Here is an 18,103-nt window from a genome sequence, read left to right on the forward strand (position 1 = left end):
ATTATTCCTAATGATTCTTAGCGTTAATATTTCAGTCTTATTATCAATAATAAGTTGAAATCTCAATAATTAAGAAATAGCATTAAATCTTTACAATTAGCATAATATTAGACTTTAAAATTATTAAGCGACTTCTGAATAATAAGAAGTCGCTTTTAACATGTCACATGATAACTTTATGAATTTGTATAGAACCATAATTTCTATTGTGATAATAATGTTTACTTTACTGTTATGCATTTTTTAGTTAGTTGAGTTACTGATTTTATATTCATTGCTGTTAAGACAAAATCAACTTCCTGTTCAACTTAATTTATTACTCAAACATTACTTCTAGGTGATGCTCAAATAATTTTATAAATTCCAAAAATTAAATCTATATCATTTTTCTTGGCTTTAGTTTTTAAGTTATATCATAAATAAATTGTTCTGTTAGCTCCCATTTTTTATCTGCCACATGTTCAACAAATCTTGTATCATGTGAGGTAAATAAGATAATTCCTGGGTATTTATTCATAAACACTTCTAATGCTTCTAAAGTTTTAATGTCTAAAAAATTAGTTGGTTCATCTAAAATTAACATATTCGCTTTCGTTGAAAATAATACTGCTAACGATAATTTTGTTCTTTCCCCACCACTCAAAACAATACAAGAACGCTCAAGTGCTTCATTTAAACCCAAGTTATTTAAAATAGCTCTACTGAATGATTCTGATGAATCCGTTTCATCCATTAAATATTGCAACAATGAAACGTCACGCATGTCTTCATAAGCAAGTTGACGATAGTATGCCATTTGCACTTTAGGAGAACAATCGATCCCCTCTTTTTGGTGGTAAATAGCTTCAAGCAAAGTTGTCTTACCTACACCATTTGCACCTACGAGTGCTATATTTTTGCCATATGGTATTTGGAAACGTACTTGTGTTAGCAGTTTTTGACTTCCTTTAATCAATGTTAGATTTTGTGCAATGATTGGATAATTATTATAGATATCATAAATTTTTTTTGTGGAAAATTGAATTCATGATAACTTTGTGGTTTTTCAACTTCTTCCAAATGTTCCATTCTTTTTTCAATATGCTTAGCTTGTTTTTGAGTAGCCTTCTCAACCGTGCCTTTTTGTTTTGATGCACTTAAACGATCTGGTGCTATACTTTTATTTTTTTGTTTTGATGATGCTTGTCCCATTTGTTGCGCTTGATTTCGTTTAGCTTTACTGGCTTGGGACAATCTTTGTTTTTCACTTATATACTGTTCATATTGACGTTGGTGTTCTAACTGTTCTTGTTCATATTGATTTTGATACTGTGTGTAATTACCTTTAAACACTCTTATTGTGCCATCTTCTTGTATATCCCAAATTGTGTCAGCAAATTGGTCTATAAGTGCTCTATCATGACTTACTATAATTAAAGTACCATAATAATATTTTAAAATATTATTCAGATAATCTTTACCAATTTTATCCAAGTGATTTGTAGGTTCATCTAAAAGTAATATCGGACTATAATTTGATATGACATTAGCCAATTTATATTTTGCTTTTTCACCACCACTCATACTGTCGGTTGTATGCATAGGGATATGGAGTTCACTCATTAAACTACCGTCTAATGTGTTAAAATCATTTTCCACATCCATGTTAAGCTGTTCAAAATATTGAATTTCGCCATCCGTTTCAACCGTTCCAGATTCTGGTTTTGTTTTTTGAGCAATCATATTTAGTAATGTGGTTTTGCCAGTACCATTACCTCCAATAAGTGCTATTTTTTCAAATTGATAAGCATAAAGATTTTCAATATTAAGGGATCGAAAATCTGTCAGCTTATGTTTAATTTGGTTAAATTTAATTGTGTATTTTTCCATTTTTATACACTCCTTGTATATTTAAAGGACGTGTACGCAAAAAAATGAGACAGGCTACTCCCGTCTCATTCACATCACACTTTCAAATATCTAAAGTTTATTACTGAAGTTTTAGTATTTAAAAGTGCTTATTATTCCTATCAAAGGATAAAAAATGACATACGTCACCCTATGAGTGTGTATTGCGGACAAGCCTTTTTGAATTAATTTAATTTTGTATTCAAAAAGGGTTATCTCAGTCTCATAGAAGCAGTCATTTTAATCCTCCTCGCTTAATAAAGTACTATCAAGATAACATTTCATTACTCTTTTTACAATATCTAACTAAGAATAAGGCTCATGAACAATCATCAATACGATTAAACATACTGTCCAGTCGATTACAGAAACTGGCATGCTATTAAGGTGATAAATATTATATATTATAAGGACATTGCTGTGATGCCGTTTTCTCTTTTCTTATTCATTATGATTTTTTTCTTTTCTAGGCGGCCACACAAAATATGAAATACTAATAATTAAGTCTATAATAATGACAATTGTCCAAATATGAATAACACCATCCATGGCTTCTGTACGACTTTTATCATTAATTAAATAAACAAGTAAATGTAAAATTCCTGTACCTATAATATAAGAAAGTAAATGTTTCAACCAACTTTTAAAATATTTTTTAGAATATGCTAAACCATCGAGTTTATAAGGTTTGGGACCTTGTTTCATTACATAATATCTAAATCTATCATCAGCCCAATTTATCATACTCTTCCCAAATACAAGAGATACTGAAATATAAACTGCAGCTATAGCATGCGGCATTTCAGCTGTTGCACCATTCATGAGATCTACTACTGTTGTTATAAGCAATATTAAATCTATAACAGGTGTAAGTGCTAGGAAGAAAAAACCTAGTTTTTGTTGTTTTAAGATATATCTTGTTACCAAACCAAGTAATATTACAACCCAAAAGGCAATTTCACAAAAAATTATAAGCCACACGATAAAATTCATGGGCTGTCCTCCTTCATTGCGTTAATCTAACTATTTCTTCATCTACAATTGTTTGAATATCATCGTTTGAAATTCCGTTTGGGTTAAGTAATTTATGCAACGCCAAACCGTCAATTAATGCGTGTAATTTCATAGAGTTAAGATGAATATTCAAATTATCCTTCAACAAATGTTCGTTTTTTAATAATGTCAGAACACTATTACATAATTGATCTATCCCATCATCAAGTGTACTTTGGCCATATTCATGTATGTCATATCGAAATGCCATCCATACTTCCATATCAGCTAATCTCTCTTGATCTAATGGTAATACCGATAATAAACTTGCTTTTGCTTTGTCTATTGTATTAAGGTTTTCGGACGTAAATATTATTTCAATTCTCCTCCTCACTTTTAATTCCACTGTAGACATTACAGCATTTAATAACTCTGAATGATTTGGAAAATAATATCTAATCTGTCCAGGTGTCATTTCAGCTAATTTCGCAATTTGTCTTACAGTAGATCCCTTAACCCCATTTTCTACAATTGAGTCGAAAGCGTATTGAATAATTTGTACTTTCTTCTTTTCGTGATTTATTATTTTTGGCATGTTCTCAGTCTAACATATTTTAATACAAGTGTGTTAAATAAAATCAACACCATCAAAACAGATAAATAATAGTCTAAAAAAGCTTATAAAAAGACGGCAATTCTAATAGAAATTGCCGTCTTTTACAAGTTAAAAAAACTGATATCATATTGTTTTTTGATGATTACTTGTAACAATCATCAAAATGTGAAGATTTTCAATATTAGAGTGAGAACACGTTTAGATTTTATATAAGCCTTTGTTTAAGTTATAAGTGCTATTTATCAACGATCAAAGAAAGCACTTTTATAAGATCATGCTTCGAAACTTCTCCGGTTTGATCTTTAATGATTTGCGTTAATTCTTTTGTAGATATAGCTTTTTTAGAATTCAACCAATGTAATAAGATATTTAATACGCCTGCAATGTGATATACAGATATTAATTTATCTTTTTCATCAGTGATGTATTTTGTTTTTAAAATACGTTGTTGTAATTGATTTAAAAATTCGAACATAATGTAGTCTAAATTATAATTCGCCAGTTCAATAACGTATTTACAATTTATAAATATATAGCTATAAATGTAAGTTGCACTATGATTATCATTGAGCAACTTTACTTTTTTTTTAAAATCATAATCTAATTGTTTTGCAATGACATCCTCCTTACTAACAAAATTTCTATAAAAACTGGATCGATTAACGCCTGCTTTTTCACAAATCTCAGTAATAGTTATAACTTCTAAATTTTTTTCTCTCAGTAAAATGAGTAAAGCTTGAAATATCCATTCTTTTGTACCATTTTTTTCTAAATTAGCGCGATTATGTTGCAACAAATCCCTCCTTAATGTTGCTTTATAGCTATTTACATCGTTCGTTAGTTGAATTTATAAGTTTTCGTTCCTTATACTCTCAATTATCAACACAAGTTATTTAAGTTTAATCATATGTTAAACAGCAAAGGAGTGAAAATTTAATAAATGGATTTTTAAAATAAGTGAAATTATGAGAATAAGTATATCAAGCAAAATTTTCATTTTACAACATAAAGTTCAATAACATTTAAAAAATAAGGATGATAAAAATTATGAAAATAAGTAACAGCATTACTAAATTCGTTGAAAAACTACAAATAGAAACAAATTTAAATCTTACTAGTGACGCTATATCAGATGATGATATTAAACTAATTATGAATTACTTAAAACAACAAGCACCTCACATTGCATATGTAGAAGATCGTATTGTTAATACAGAAGATGTAAAAATTCCGATAAGAATTTACGAACCCGAAAATATAAAATCAAAAAAAGCCATTTTGTTCATTCACGGTGGTGGTTGGTGTAGTGGCACATTAGATATGGCCGAAATATCATTAAGAAAAATTGCTAATAAAGTGGGATGTAAGGTTTTTTCTATTGATTATAGATTAGCACCAAACAGCAAATTCCCGAAAGGATTAGAGGATTGTTTAGCTGTAACGCAATGGTTACAAGAAAACGCTGAAAATTTAGATATTGATAAAAATAAATTGGTGATTATGGGTGAAAGCGCAGGTGCAAACTTAGCTACGGCACTGAATTTAAAATTAAAAAATGAGTATGGTATTCAATTCTGGAAGCAAATTTTATTTTATCCAGCAGTTGATGCACGTGTGTTAACGAACGATGAAAATAACAATTATGAAAGTATGCTTCAATTTCAAGACGGACCATTACTTACAAAGTCTACAATGCAACAATGTTACCAACTATATTTAAATAATACTTCTGAAATATTGAACCCATATGTATCACCGATTCAAGCAAAATATCTAAATGATATATCAGATACAATGATTTATACAGCTGAATACGATCCGCTACGTGATGAAGGAGAAGCATACGGACAATTGCTCATTGAGAATGGTAATACTGTGACTATGCGAAGAATGCTCGGATTAATACATGGTTTCTTTATTATGCCTATTGATGAAATGGATTTAGCAGTAGAAGATATTGCGTCACTCATTCATTAAAAAGTTTTTTATTTACAAATTCAAAATTCAGGAAGAAGGATACAATGTTACGACAAAATTTTAATAATACATGGTACTTTAGTAAAGTACAAAGCTTACTTAATGAAATGACAAATGATAATGAACGTACTATAAGTGAGGTGACATTACCTCATGATGCAATGATTTTAGAGGAAAGAGACCCAAATACTAAAAACCAAAATAACACAGGCTACTTTCCAGGAGGGAAATATGAATATAGTAAATCATTTTTCGTTCCAAGTTCATATCGAGATAAGGTTGTTTCATTAGAATTTGAAGGCGCTTATATGAATGCAAAAGTTTACGTAAATGGTGATTATGCTGGTAAACATCCATATGGGTATACCAATTTTTATATTGATATTAAACCATATTTAAATTTTAACACTGAAAATGAAGTTCAAGTTATTGTAGATACAAGTGCTGAACCTAATGGAAGATGGTATACAGGTAGCGGTATTTATAGAAATGTAAAAATAATAGTTGGCAACCCTTTGCATATCCAATTAGACGGAATGAAAATCAATACAATTGACATTGAAGATGATCAAGCAGTTATTGAAGTAAACACAGTAATCAAAAATGAAAGTTTGGTTACACAGTATGGAGACTTTCTTACGAAAATCAAGGACAAAAAAGGAGGTATTGTGACTTCAAATAAAGTAGCTTTTTCAATTTTTGCTGGTGATAGCATCTCAATTAGACAGCGCTTATATATACCTGAACCCAAACTTTGGTCAATAGATTCCCCAAATTTATACCATTGTAAAGGAGAAATACTTGTCGAAGACGAATTAATCGATGAAGCAACTTCACAATTTGGCATTCGAAAAATTCAATTAGACAGAAAGTCCGGTTTAAGATTGAATGGCAAAATGATTAATTTACGTGGTGCTTGTATTCACCATGATAATGGTGTACTAGGTGCAGCGACATTTGATAAAGCAGAACAACGCCGTATCAAAATTTTAAAAAATGCAAGATTTAATGCGATAAGAAGTACACACAATCCTATATCTAAAGCAATGTTAGATGCTTGTGATCGAATCGGCATGCTTGTCATAGACGAAGCATTTGAAGTATGGAACAATGCAAAAGTTGACTATGATTACGCATTATATTTCCATGAATGGTGGGAATCTGAAATCAAATCAATGGTTGATAAAGATTATAATCATCCTTCCGTAATTATATATAGCATCGGAAACGAAATCCAAGAGGTCGGTACGGATATAGGCGCCTATTGGAATCAAAAAATAGCTAATAAAACACGTTCCTTGGATGACAGTAGGTTTATTATAAATTCGGTTAACGGTTTGCTCACAGTTATGGATGACTTAGAAGAAATTATAAAAAGTACCAACAATGAGCAAGAAATTATGTTTAGTGATAAAGCAGACATTAATAATGTGATGGGAAGTCTTATGGGTATGATGAATCAAATTGTTGCTCATGAAAAAGTAGGTCAAGCAACTGAAGCAACTTTCGATAGTGTAGACATTGCTGGGTATAATTATATGAATGGTAGATACGAGTTGGATGGAGATCTCTATCCCAATCGTTTAATTGTTGGTTCCGAAACAATGCCTAAAGATATTGCCACAAATTGGAAATCGGTCAAAAAACATAATTATCTTTTAGGCGATTTTACTTGGACTGGTTGGGATTACATTGGAGAAGCTGGTATTGGTAAAATAGATTACACTTCAAATAGCAACTCTAATATGTATGGTTCATATCCATGGTACATTGCATATTGTGGGGATATAGATATCATTGGAAATCGTCGTCCACAATCTTTTTATAGAGAGATTGTATGGGGGTTAAGAAATAATCCATACATCGCTGTTCAAAAACCTAATTATTATGGCAAAAAAGCAAATACAACACCTTGGTCATGGAGCGATAGCATATCAAGTTGGTCCTGGCCAGGTTATGAAGCACAACCAATAAAAATTGAAATTTATTCTGATGCTGATGAAGTAGAAGTATTTATAAATAATCAATGTCTTGGCAAAAAACAAGTTGGCGAATCAAATAACTATACTGCTATATTTGACACTCACTTTCATCCAGGTGAAATTACAGCTATTGCATATACAAGTGGGAAAGAAACCGGCCGCACTACCTTACAATCGGCAGATGATAACCTAATGTTAAATTTAGATATTGATTGTGAAACGTTACAACCAACTGCTCAAGACTTAGCATATATCATGATATCAATTACTGATGAAAATGGAATATGCCATCCTTTAAAAGATAGAAGAGTCACTATAGATGTTGAAGGAGAGGGCGTACTTCAAGGATTTGGTAGTGCTAATCCTACAAGTACTGAAAACTTTTTTGATTACGAAACCACTACATTTGAAGGCAAAGCGCTGGCAGTTATTCGTTCAAAAAATAAGGAAGGTGAAATCAAAATTTCCGTATCAGCCAAAGATTGTGCGAAAAAAACGATATCTATTCCAGTTAAGTAATAAAAACAATATTTTATTTTTATGATGTCATTTAAATACATGAAAACCATTAACTTTCCTTAATATTCGTTATTATTTTCTAAATATACTTTATTAACGCTAAAAATCTCTATAAATAAAAAAAGTTATAAGTAATTTCCAAGCTATAGTTCCAAATGAATATAAGCTAGAAATAATTATTTCTTTTTCAAAACATGTTTTCCTAGTTTTTATTATAGGCGTTTTCGTTTTATTAATCAGATTTATAGATAATAAATAACATTATTATTTTGATTTTAATGAAACCTTTTAGCTCCCCCCTAATTGACACCTTAATCCTTTGTTTTATTCAATGTTGTGTAATTAATTAAGAAATAGAAAAAGCCTTAACCATATCAGTGTTAAGGCTTTTTACAATAAAAATATACATTAATAGTATCTCATACCAATGTTTAGTTTATGCCATTTTCTAAAAATATCTAAATCTAGGTTATTGGATTCATTCCATCTTTCCATGTTTTATATATTAATTTCCCACCTTGCATTTTAAACTTTTCATTGCTTACACCGCGTTCAAAAGGTGCTGCAGGTTCTATATTAATATTAGGTGTTACGTTTAATAAGTTAGCATACCAGTCAGCCCAAACATTACCTTTTACAGGATCATCATCTGCTACATTATAAATACCCGAATCAAAGTTTAAGGCCTGTATCGCGGTTTCAATCGCATCATCTATATGAATAAATGATTGAATCCCTTCTGTGATTGAAACTTCATTATTCATAAATTGCTTATAAATCATGCCATCTTTGCCATACCAAGTACCTGGACCATATAATAATCCATAACGTAAAATGACGTAATTTTTTATTCGAGCGGTTTCTTTTTCTAGTCCATCAACACCGTCTACTGTGATTTTACGATCACCTTTAGACTCGTAATCTAAAGGTGTATCCTCAGTTGCTAACCCATGACCACTTTCATATGCGAAGGCAATGCTTTGTGATTGGATATGTTCAACACCATGCAGAATTGCTGCATCAACAAGATTTTTTGTACCTTCTATTCTAACTTTTGTGTTGGCTGACATATCAACTTGTTTTAAATCAGTAATTTCATTCATAATAATGTCTGGTTTGAAATCACCAATACTACTTTCTATCGTTTCATATTCTAAAACATTACCAATATATGCTTTAATACCTGCATGAACTAGTTTTTCTTCACCTTTTTTAGACGTTGTTAATCCAGCTACTTCATAGCCTTCTTCTAATAAACGTTTGGTTAATTTTGTACCGATAAGACCTGTAGCACCAGTTACAAATACTTTTGTCATCATAATCCACCTTTGTTAATCACATTTTATAGTTATTTTTATGTTACTTGACTGAATGATTTATATCTTTCAAAGATGACGATACACGTGACCTTGAAAAGATTATGAAACATCTAAAAGTCATGTTCATTATAAATATCAAATTGATGATATGTGCATTGTTCTATATTTCAAAAATTTGGTATATAACAATCATCACTTTCACTCAATGATTCATTTATTAAATATACCCACAGAGTGCGTAACAATAAACAATGGACTAAGATAAATTCCTCTTATTTTTGCAATTTTCCAGACAATCCATTACATGATCATCAAAAATTTAATGTTCTTACAATTTGATATAGATTGTTACCCCTCTTTTCAAATATGAATGGATGTTCTTAGGTATTATAAATTTATTGTATATTACATTATACGATTAACCTGCCCTTAATTTTTCCATTCATTTCCGATGCGTAACTTTGAACTTTTAGTGGTATATAAATAACAATATGAATCATTACATAGATTAAGGAGTGTTTAAGATGCGTATTTTAGTCTTAGGAGCAGGTGGAATTGGTGGCTACTTTGGTGGTCGTTTAGCAGAGAACCATAAAAATGTTACTTTTTTAGTAAGGCCGAAAAGAAAATCTTATTTGGAAAGGAATGGCTTAGTCATCCATAGCCACAATGGTGATTATAGTTTCACCCCACAATTGATTACTAGAGAAGATCATGCTGAACCATTTGATGTGATTTTACTATCTTCAAAATCATATCATCTTGAGCAAGCAATCGATGACTTAAAACCATTTGTTGGGGATCATACAGTGATTATTCCGCTGTTAAACGGCGTTGCACATATTCCAAAATTACAAGCTGTTTTTGGTAAAAATAAAATTATGGGTGGTTATTGCATCATTGAAACTTCATTAAATGCCACTGGTGAAGTCATACAAACAAGTGATTTCGATAAACTTTTCTTTGGAGAATTAGATGGCACAAATAGTGAAAGAGCTAAATTAATAGAGGATACTTTCGCTAATACAAAATCTGAATTTATTTTAACTTCAGATATTGAGCGTGGTATGTGGCAAAAATATCTAATGATTACAGTATTATCAAGTGTAACTACAATGATGCATGCACCAATCGGACCAATACGTGACAGTGAAGGTGGCACTGATTTTATCAAATCACTATATGAAGAAGTCTCGTCCATTATGAGAAGTCACCAAGTCCCGATTGATAAAATAATTGTTGATAAATATATGAAAGGACTCTCTAAGCTATCTTACCATTTCAAAACATCTATGCAGCGTGATATGGAAAAAGGATTAAATATTGAAGCCGATCACTTACAAGGTTATTTGCTGAATTTAGCCGAAGAACATCAATTAGATGCACCACTGCTTTATGCTTCATATCAAAATCATAAAGTTTATAAAGAAATGCTTCAATAAAATCTTAAATGTAAGCTAAAAATTATATGGAGGCATACAAATGACATTAAATACGTACGCACACCCTTTTGATATCGCAACAAACTTAAAGTCACAAGAAACTGGCGTTTATCATGGACATACTTCTTCTGATTATGCCAATATGGTTGGCCCTTTTGGTGGTGTGATTGCATCAATATTATTACGAGCAATTATAGAACATTCCGATTGTCTTGGTAACCCAGTTTCATTTACTGTTAATTACGCAGCACCTGTCAAAGATGGATCATTTACCATAAATGCAAATCCAGTAAGAAGCAATCGCTCTACACAACATTGGTATGTCGAACTGCGCCAACATCATAATATAGTCATTACAGCGACTGCAGTTACCGCAAAGAAAAGAGATACATGGTCTTCAACCGAATTAAACATGCCAGAAGTACCAAACGCAGAGAATGTGGACAGTTTATCATTAACAGAAGTTCCACCCTGGGTAAATCAATATGATATTAAAATAATAAAAGGTGCACCTAGAGCTTACACTAAATCAAATCATGCAGATTCAGTTACATTACAATGGATGAAAGACAAACCAAATAGACCGTTAGATTATTTATCTCTTGCCTCAATGTGTGATGCTTTTTTCCCAAGAATATATGTCCGTCGTGAAAAAGTTGTCCCAATAGGTACCGTTTCTCTTACTGTGTACTTTCATTCAGACACGGCAACATTAGCACAGCACAGCAAGAATCACGTATTAGGACATACGCGCGCACTTAATTTTAATGATGGTTTCTATGACCAAACTGGCGAAATTTGGAGTTCTGATGGAGAATTATTAGCTACGACAACTCAACTTGTTTATTATAAAGAATAAGACAATACAAAAAACCTAGGTCTATGATTTTGCATAGCCTAGGTTTTTTTATGATTACTGTTCTTTCATCGCTTTTTGATTCGCACGTTTTTGTAGTAAAATTGACACCACACCGACAACAACAATTAAACCAACAATGCCAATGATGCCCATATATTTCGCTACATTACCAAGCACGACACCCACTACTAAGAAATCTGTGTCTGAGAACGTAGTAGCAGCACCGCCTAATTCACCTAAGAATGGCAAGAATAATAATGGTAAGAACGTGATTAATAATCCATTTAATGCAGATCCAGCAATCGCACCTCTAATACCTCCGCGTGCGTTACCAAAGACGCCTGCTGTAGCACCTAAGAAGAAGTGTGCCACCACACCTGGAAGTATCACGACACCACCAAATAAGAATAAGATGAACATCCCAATCACACCTACAATAAAGCTGACAAAGAAGCCAATTAACACAGCGTTTTGTGCATAAGGGAAGACTATCGGACAGTCTAACGCAGGTTTCGTATTTGGAACTAACTTTTCAGATATACCTTTAAATGCAGGTACGATTTCTGCAAGAATTAAGCGAACACCCGTTAAGATAATGAACACACCAGCTGCAAACGTAACACCTTGAATAAGTGAAAACACAATGAAGTTTTGTCCATCGCTGATTTCTGAGTGCACGAAAGTAGGTGTAGCAAACAATGATGCTACAAAGTAAAGCAATGTCATTGTTAAAGAAATACTAATCGTACTTTCTCTTAAAAAGCTTAACCCCTTAGGAAAATTGATATCTTCAGTCGATTTTGATTTACTTTTAAATAATTTACCTATTTCTCCAGCAGCCCAATAACTCAATGTACCAAAATGACCCAAAGCAACTTGGTCATTTCCAGTTATTTTTTTCATTGTAGGCTGTGCTAGTGCAGGTAGTATTGCCATAATTAAACCTAAAATAACCGCTCCAATAATCACCGTTAATGTACCTGTCACATGACCAACTGACAATAATATTGCTAAAAATGCGGCCATATAAAATGTATGATGACCAGTTAAGAAAATATATTTCAAGTTAGTAATGCGCGCAATAATGATATTCACAATCATCCCAAACACCATGATTAATGCTGCAGTCGTACCATATTGTTCCAAAGCGATTGATATAATCGCTTCATTATTAGGCACAACACCCTGCACACCAAATGCATGTTGGAAAATCTTGCCAAATGGTTCTAATGATTGTGTTACTACATTAGCACCCGCACTTAAAACTAAAAATCCTAGAATCGTCTTTATCGTACCTGATGTGATATCAGTTGCCGACTTTTTCTGGACAATTAATCCAATAAATGCAATTAAAGCAACTAATATCGCAGGTTGACTTAAAATATCGACGATAAAATCAAGAATTGGCTTCATAATCTTACCTCCTTATTAATGATTAAAGTATATTTAAATCTTTTAATTTTTCATCTAGTTTTTGCTGTAATTCTTCTTTATCTAATATATTATCTAATACAATGACATCACCTAATTTTTTTGTGTTTTCTTCTAAATCTCTCCCACAAATAAATAAGTCTGCCATATCAGGACTCGCACTCATAACATCACTATGTTCAACTTTTATATCTGATGGTGCATTTAAATTTTTCAGTGCTTCTTGTGCATTCATTTCAACCATAAAACTGCTTCCTAATCCGTGCCCACATACTACTAAAATTTTCATTGTCATCATTCTCCTTTAAATATATTTATAATTTCACTTGATGTTTGTGCATTCAATAAATTATTCACTGTCTGTTGATTGCCTAATGTCCTAGCTAAATTTCTCAATACTTCTAAGTGTCCTTCATTGTCAATAGCACTTAATACAAAAACCAATGAAGCATAGTGCCCCTCTTCTGAAAAGTTAATATGTTGATTTAGCTTTAACAAACTCAAACCTATCTTTTTCACATTATTATTCGGTCGAGCATGTGCAATTGCTATTTCTGGAGCAATAACTATATATGGTCCTAATTTTTCTACACTATGAATCATGTCATCAATATACGCTTGTTGAAAATAACCTTGTTCTTGTAAAGGACTTGCAGCTATATTAATTGCCTCACGCCAACTTTCAACTTGTTCAAGTACTTGCACTTTATCTGATGATAAAATTTCTAAAGTCATTTTTTCCCTCCTTATCGTTGACTCACTTCATTTATACAGTGCATAATTGCTTCAATATTTCCTGAAAGTAATATCTTTCTAGTTTTGTCATCCATAATCAGCTCACTAAGTTGTCTCAGGGCATTTAAATGAATTTGTGGTTGAGCGGTTGCTAATGTAACAATGATATAAACAGGATCATATTGTTCATGCCCAAAATAAATACCTTTTTGATAGTGTGTAATACTAAAACCTACTGTCCCTTTAACGTGCGTTGGTTGCGCATGAATTAAAGCAATATGTGGACTTATAACCATATAAGGTCCAAATGCATCTAATTGTTCAATAATTTCATCGGCATAAATACAATCAACAATTTGAGCATCAACCAAAGTTTCAATACTTTGCTTAATGGCATCATTTCTATAAAGTGAAGGTTGTTGTGTTAAAATTCTATTTTCTGGTAAGACTTCTTTCAAAGTAGGCCCTAAACCTTTGATATCATGCACATATTGTTCTCTTGAATTATTGATGATTGTGTTAATTTGTTGTCGATCATTTTTATCTAAAAATGGCGAAACATTAAGTATAGGTATCGACGCATGTTCAAATGGTACTGTTGATATGATATAGTCAACGCCTTCATGTTTTAATAATGTTTCGTCAATTTCGTAGATTGAATAAGCATCTACAATTTCAAGTTCAGGATAAATATGGCGCATTCTACTTCTCAATAATTGTGAAGTACCAATACCAGAACCGCAAAGTAGCACTACTTTTATAGCATTTGTAGTAATTGCAGAAATACGTTCAATCGCTGAAGCAAAGTGTAACGTAATGTATGCAAGCTCATCTTTGTTAAAGCAAATATGATAATTCTCTTCAACGCCCCAAATATGATTGCGTAATCTTTCTACGATGTGATGATATTGTTGTAAGATTTCTTCTGCTAGAGGATTGTTATGTGTCATATCAAATTTTAATCGGTGAATAGCTGGTCTCAGATGAACAATTAAACCATTTAATAATTTAGTATCGTTAATTAAATCTATACCTAAGTCACCACTCATACGTTCTATCAATTGTTCGGTTAGAATTTCTAAGTCATCGATTGTTTCGTGCTTTTGATTCATCTCTGAAGTTTTAGCACCTAACAAATGTAAGGTAATAAAACCTGCTTCACTTTTAGGGAATTGTATATCTAGCTTTTCTTCCAAAGATGCTTTTATGAGTAATGCCACACGAAAATGGTCCGTTTCTGCCAATTTGTTATATTCCATTTCAGGTATTTCAAAAACAAATTTTTCTTTAGTTCGATGTATTGCAATTAAAATATGATAAATTAATCCATCAATCGCACTTTGTACTAACTGATAATCCGCTTCAAATAATACCGACACTACCGTCAATCGAATCGTTTCTAAAGCTTTGTTCGAAAATAGCTTGTGCCCTATTTGATGTGTATGATTTTGAAAATATTCATGGACACGTGTCGCATATGCTTTGCGGTAATTTGTTTCCTCACCTTGTATGATAAATCCTTTATTTTTAATATATTCTAACTTTAAATCATAAGAAGATAACCAAGTTTGTACATTTTTTAGATCTTCAACGATTGTTCTACGTGTAACGGATACCATATCGGCCAACGTTTTAGAAGATGTTGGCGTATTAGATTCAAACAACTTTAATATGATATAACGTATTCTTTCTTCTTTAGAATAATGTATTGAAGTCGCCATATATTTTGGAACAATATCATTCAAGGGCATTTTAGATTTAATCATTATACCTGCATTTTTATTTCTAGAAATAGTTAAATCCAAGCGTTGTGCCATACTTTCTATATATTCTAAATCGTACTGTATCGTCCTTTCTGAAACATTGAATTGGATAGCTAAATGATGAATGGTTATGAACGTTTCACGTTCAAGTAAGAATGTTAATATATGATGCTGTCTCTTGCTTAACACATGAGCAACCTCCTTACATATTTATTGTAACCGCTTACTCGTACTTTTAGATGTGTAATCTCTTTCGTCTCATAATCCGAAAAGTTGCACATCTAATATAAACGATCACTTTTTCAAATTATAATTTATTGAATAAACATTTTATATAAAAAATATCGATTAAATATAAAAAAAGAGAATCCAACGTTAATGTGTTGCATTCTCTCCTCTATATCTTCATTTTTTGATGTCCAATAACTTATAAGTAGTTACTTCAAATGAGTTATTACTGTTTAACCGTTCTAACCACAAATAAAATACTTTTGGGTATATTTAACAATCTAAAATAAACCAATTAATATTTGAAAACTAGAATTTATATATTGTAATTTTATTAGCGATTAATAGAACGCGCAATCATTGACAACGTGTGTCTTTCTCCACGCAATGCTTTACTTAATTCAAATATATTTTCCACAGGTGCTAAACCACAGAAACTACCATCACCAATATGTTGAATATCCACACCACATATTTTATTTCGAATGGCAAAATCTCTAATAGTACTTGGATCAGCGCTTTCTTGACTCGTACCAATTGCTGACATGACAAGTCCCCCTTCACGATGAACTTCTTTGACAATGTCTTTAAGTTGCGCTTCATCGAAACCTGGCACTGTACCCACTGCAGGTACTAGTATAATATCAGCACCCGCTTCAAGAAATTCCCTTACATATTCTCTTGTAATCACAGGTTCATCTACACCTGAACTATGCATTTTTCCAGCGATAATCAAACCAGAAAAATGATTTCTTGTATTTTGTATTGCTTCAACTATTTTCTTATTAGATACGCCAGTTGCAGGGTTTCCTGTCATACATATAAAGTTCACCCCTAATGCTTCAAGTACTTGAACCGTTTCAGGACTTGCTTGACGTCCTTCTGCAATTTCTAAGTGTTGATCATACATATTTGTTCCGTCATCAACAGGTTCTAAGTTCACGCCAATGGGTCTACCAACGAATTGTTTTAATGTTTCTATAACCTGTTCATGTTCTTCTATATTTTTCACTTTTGGATGAAACGCATCAAAGCCATTTAGTAAAATCAAATCGGCACCAAACGCACGCGCTATTTCAGCATTGGTAATATCTGGCACGACAGGCGTTTCTGTTACTATATTTTCAGATAAAACCACCCGTCCAGCACTAGCTTTAATACTCTGTTTCAATTCTTCACCTGTCATTGCTAGTAGTTCTGAAGCATTGTTACTTAATAATCGCTTAACCATTTGGATTCCACTCCTTAATATATACTTTAGTTGCCATTTTATTTATTATAACTACATTATATAATAATGATGTTCTTTTCCTTCGTAATAACTACACAGGATTACTCTACATTTCATTATACACACCCTCTACTTATTATTATTCTTTTTTAAATAAAAAACTACTTCTATATACATTTACAATCTTTTGAATTTTAATTTAGTTAATTTTCAAAACAGTAGTGAGTAGTAAATATAAATGTGATATTATATTTTAATATACATATTACAAGGGGGAAGCTTTATGCAGTGTCCAAAATGTGGAAATCCTATTGAAGCATCAGATTTATTTTGTGGAGAGTGTGGTACAAAATTATCTCATCAAACGAATACAACGAACGAAACTAAAAACAAACCGAACTACACATCTGAACTAGATTCAACGCAATCTAATGCAACACAAACATCAACACAATATTCAACACAGTCTAATCCTAAAACCGAGCAGTTTTCAAAGCATTCTTCAGACATTTTCAATGAAGCTAAAACGTTCTTTTCAACTGCTTTTAGACATCCGGATAAAGAACTTGTGAGTCCCCACTTTTTTTCTTACAAAACACTTTTCAGTATAATTGTAGCGGGATTACTTTTATCCATCATATTACTAACAATACTGATACCTGCAGAAGTAGCATATTTCATGTCAAGTAAAACAAGTGTTGTGTTTAACATTTCACTTTTCTTATTAATTGCAATTGCAGTACTATTTGGAATCACTTATGCACTAATCAAAATATTAAATATTAATTCGACGTTACATAAAGTATTTTCAGATTTCGTTTTAGTTAACACCCTATCTGTCATTACACTTTTACTTGGTTTACTATTTTTAGCAATTCATGTTCCAAGTTTTGCAATATTCCTTATCATTATTGCTATATTATTCACTTTAATTGCACCAATATATTTAATTACGAAATATAGTCACAACCAACTTATACGTATGCCAGTCATTTATTCTATATTCATCTATATCATCATTTTGGGAATCATTTTACGTATTATAGTGGAAAGTACTGTTTCTAATACATTAAGTGATTTAAGTTCATTTTTTAATACAGGTTATTAAGGAGGATGTTTCA

The 18,103-nt window shown here is 31.7% G+C and carries 14 protein-coding genes and 1 pseudogene; 5 read left to right on the forward strand and 10 right to left on the reverse strand.

Going from position 1 to position 18,103, the window contains the following annotated elements; translation table 11 throughout:
* Positions 1-403 precede the first annotated feature (403 nt).
* The 4 genes and pseudogenes from msr(A) to KA824_RS06735 all read right to left on the reverse strand — a co-directional run bounded on the left by msr(A) (position 404) and on the right by KA824_RS06735 (position 4,289).
* A pseudogene (gene msr(A), locus KA824_RS06720) lies at positions 404-1,869 on the reverse strand (ABC-F type ribosomal protection protein Msr(A)).
* A gap of 459 nt (positions 1,870-2,328) precedes the next feature.
* Positions 2,329-2,880: a hypothetical protein gene (locus KA824_RS06725; RefSeq protein WP_107383537.1), complete on the reverse strand. Its 552-nt coding sequence runs from the start codon at positions 2,878-2,880 to the stop codon at positions 2,329-2,331.
* Between the two features lie 13 nt (positions 2,881-2,893).
* Positions 2,894-3,475, reverse strand: a complete 582-nt coding sequence (locus KA824_RS06730) for a TetR/AcrR family transcriptional regulator (protein WP_107504507.1) — start codon at positions 3,473-3,475, stop codon at positions 2,894-2,896.
* A 256-nt stretch (positions 3,476-3,731) separates the two neighbouring features.
* On the reverse strand, positions 3,732-4,289 hold the full coding sequence (locus KA824_RS06735) for a TetR/AcrR family transcriptional regulator (protein ID WP_181187326.1): 558 nt from the start codon (positions 4,287-4,289) through the stop codon (positions 3,732-3,734).
* 254 nt (positions 4,290-4,543) lie between these two features.
* On the opposite strand from KA824_RS06735, the gene KA824_RS06740 reads away from it, so the two are divergent.
* Together KA824_RS06740 and KA824_RS06745 are read left to right on the forward strand one after the other, a co-directional pair.
* The gene (locus KA824_RS06740; protein WP_181187325.1) at positions 4,544-5,473 is read left to right on the forward strand and encodes an alpha/beta hydrolase; all 930 of its coding nucleotides are present in this window, start codon (positions 4,544-4,546) and stop codon (positions 5,471-5,473) included.
* A 44-nt stretch (positions 5,474-5,517) separates the two neighbouring features.
* Complete coding sequence (locus tag KA824_RS06745; protein WP_181187324.1) at positions 5,518-7,974, forward strand: glycoside hydrolase family 2 TIM barrel-domain containing protein; 2,457 nt, start codon at positions 5,518-5,520, stop codon at positions 7,972-7,974.
* Positions 7,975-8,438: 464 nt separating this feature from the next.
* Here KA824_RS06745 and KA824_RS06750 read toward each other — a convergent pair whose 3' ends face one another.
* A complete protein-coding gene (locus KA824_RS06750; protein ID WP_119517778.1) occupies positions 8,439-9,290 on the reverse strand; it encodes an NAD-dependent epimerase/dehydratase family protein in 852 nt (283 codons plus the stop codon).
* Positions 9,291-9,817: 527 nt separating this feature from the next.
* On the opposite strand from KA824_RS06750, the gene panE reads away from it, so the two are divergent.
* On the forward strand, positions 9,818-10,735 hold the full coding sequence (gene panE / locus KA824_RS06755) for a 2-dehydropantoate 2-reductase (RefSeq protein ID WP_119517777.1): 918 nt from the start codon (positions 9,818-9,820) through the stop codon (positions 10,733-10,735).
* 40 nt (positions 10,736-10,775) lie between these two features.
* Positions 10,776-11,594, forward strand: a complete 819-nt coding sequence (locus tag KA824_RS06760; protein ID WP_119517776.1) for an acyl-CoA thioesterase — start codon at positions 10,776-10,778, stop codon at positions 11,592-11,594.
* A 54-nt stretch (positions 11,595-11,648) separates the two neighbouring features.
* Here the strand turns inward: KA824_RS06760 and KA824_RS06765 are convergent, their stop codons facing one another.
* From KA824_RS06765 to KA824_RS06785, 5 genes are all read right to left on the reverse strand, one after another.
* Positions 11,649-13,007 carry a PTS ascorbate transporter subunit IIC gene (locus tag KA824_RS06765; protein WP_119517775.1) on the reverse strand — a complete coding sequence of 453 codons (1,359 nt, stop codon included), beginning with the start codon at positions 13,005-13,007 and terminating at the stop codon, positions 11,649-11,651.
* 22 nt (positions 13,008-13,029) lie between these two features.
* Entirely contained in the window at positions 13,030-13,314 is a 285-nt protein-coding gene (locus KA824_RS06770; RefSeq protein WP_019469010.1) for a PTS sugar transporter subunit IIB, read from the reverse strand.
* Positions 13,315-13,319: 5 nt separating this feature from the next.
* A complete protein-coding gene (locus KA824_RS06775) occupies positions 13,320-13,760 on the reverse strand; it encodes a PTS sugar transporter subunit IIA (RefSeq protein ID WP_119517774.1) in 441 nt (146 codons plus the stop codon).
* Positions 13,761-13,771: 11 nt separating this feature from the next.
* The gene (locus KA824_RS06780; protein ID WP_119517773.1) at positions 13,772-15,712 is read right to left on the reverse strand and encodes a BglG family transcription antiterminator; all 1,941 of its coding nucleotides are present in this window, start codon (positions 15,710-15,712) and stop codon (positions 13,772-13,774) included.
* Positions 15,713-16,085: 373 nt separating this feature from the next.
* Positions 16,086-16,982, reverse strand: a complete 897-nt coding sequence (locus KA824_RS06785; RefSeq protein ID WP_107504513.1) for a DUF7916 family protein — start codon at positions 16,980-16,982, stop codon at positions 16,086-16,088.
* Positions 16,983-17,265: 283 nt separating this feature from the next.
* Here KA824_RS06785 and KA824_RS06790 point away from each other — a divergent pair, with 283 nt between their 5' ends.
* Positions 17,266-18,090 (forward strand): zinc ribbon domain-containing protein, encoded by an 825-nt coding sequence (locus KA824_RS06790; protein ID WP_181187323.1) that lies wholly within the window; start codon positions 17,266-17,268, stop codon positions 18,088-18,090.
* Positions 18,091-18,103 lie beyond the last annotated feature (13 nt).

The organism is Staphylococcus sp. GDY8P198P (genome assembly GCF_017891615.1).
GTDB classification, from domain to species: Bacteria; Bacillota; Bacilli; order Staphylococcales; family Staphylococcaceae; genus Staphylococcus; species Staphylococcus cohnii.

Coding starts and splice junctions, on each gene's coding strand:
- KA824_RS06725 (WP_107383537.1), bottom strand. CDS start 2,880: ATGAATTTTATCGTGTGGCTTATAATTTTTTGTGAAATTGCCTTTTGG.
- KA824_RS06730 (WP_107504507.1), bottom strand. CDS start 3,475: ATGCCAAAAATAATAAATCACGAAAAGAAGAAAGTACAAATTATTCAA.
- KA824_RS06740 (WP_181187325.1), top strand. CDS start 4,544: ATGAAAATAAGTAACAGCATTACTAAATTCGTTGAAAAACTACAAATA.
- KA824_RS06745 (WP_181187324.1), top strand. CDS start 5,518: ATGTTACGACAAAATTTTAATAATACATGGTACTTTAGTAAAGTACAA.
- KA824_RS06750 (WP_119517778.1), bottom strand. CDS start 9,290: ATGACAAAAGTATTTGTAACTGGTGCTACAGGTCTTATCGGTACAAAA.
- panE (WP_119517777.1), top strand. CDS start 9,818: ATGCGTATTTTAGTCTTAGGAGCAGGTGGAATTGGTGGCTACTTTGGT.
- KA824_RS06760 (WP_119517776.1), top strand. CDS start 10,776: ATGACATTAAATACGTACGCACACCCTTTTGATATCGCAACAAACTTA.
- KA824_RS06765 (WP_119517775.1), bottom strand. CDS start 13,007: ATGAAGCCAATTCTTGATTTTATCGTCGATATTTTAAGTCAACCTGCG.
- KA824_RS06770 (WP_019469010.1), bottom strand. CDS start 13,314: ATGAAAATTTTAGTAGTATGTGGGCACGGATTAGGAAGCAGTTTTATG.
- KA824_RS06775 (WP_119517774.1), bottom strand. CDS start 13,760: ATGACTTTAGAAATTTTATCATCAGATAAAGTGCAAGTACTTGAACAA.
- KA824_RS06785 (WP_107504513.1), bottom strand. CDS start 16,982: ATGGTTAAGCGATTATTAAGTAACAATGCTTCAGAACTACTAGCAATG.
- KA824_RS06790 (WP_181187323.1), top strand. CDS start 17,266: ATGCAGTGTCCAAAATGTGGAAATCCTATTGAAGCATCAGATTTATTT.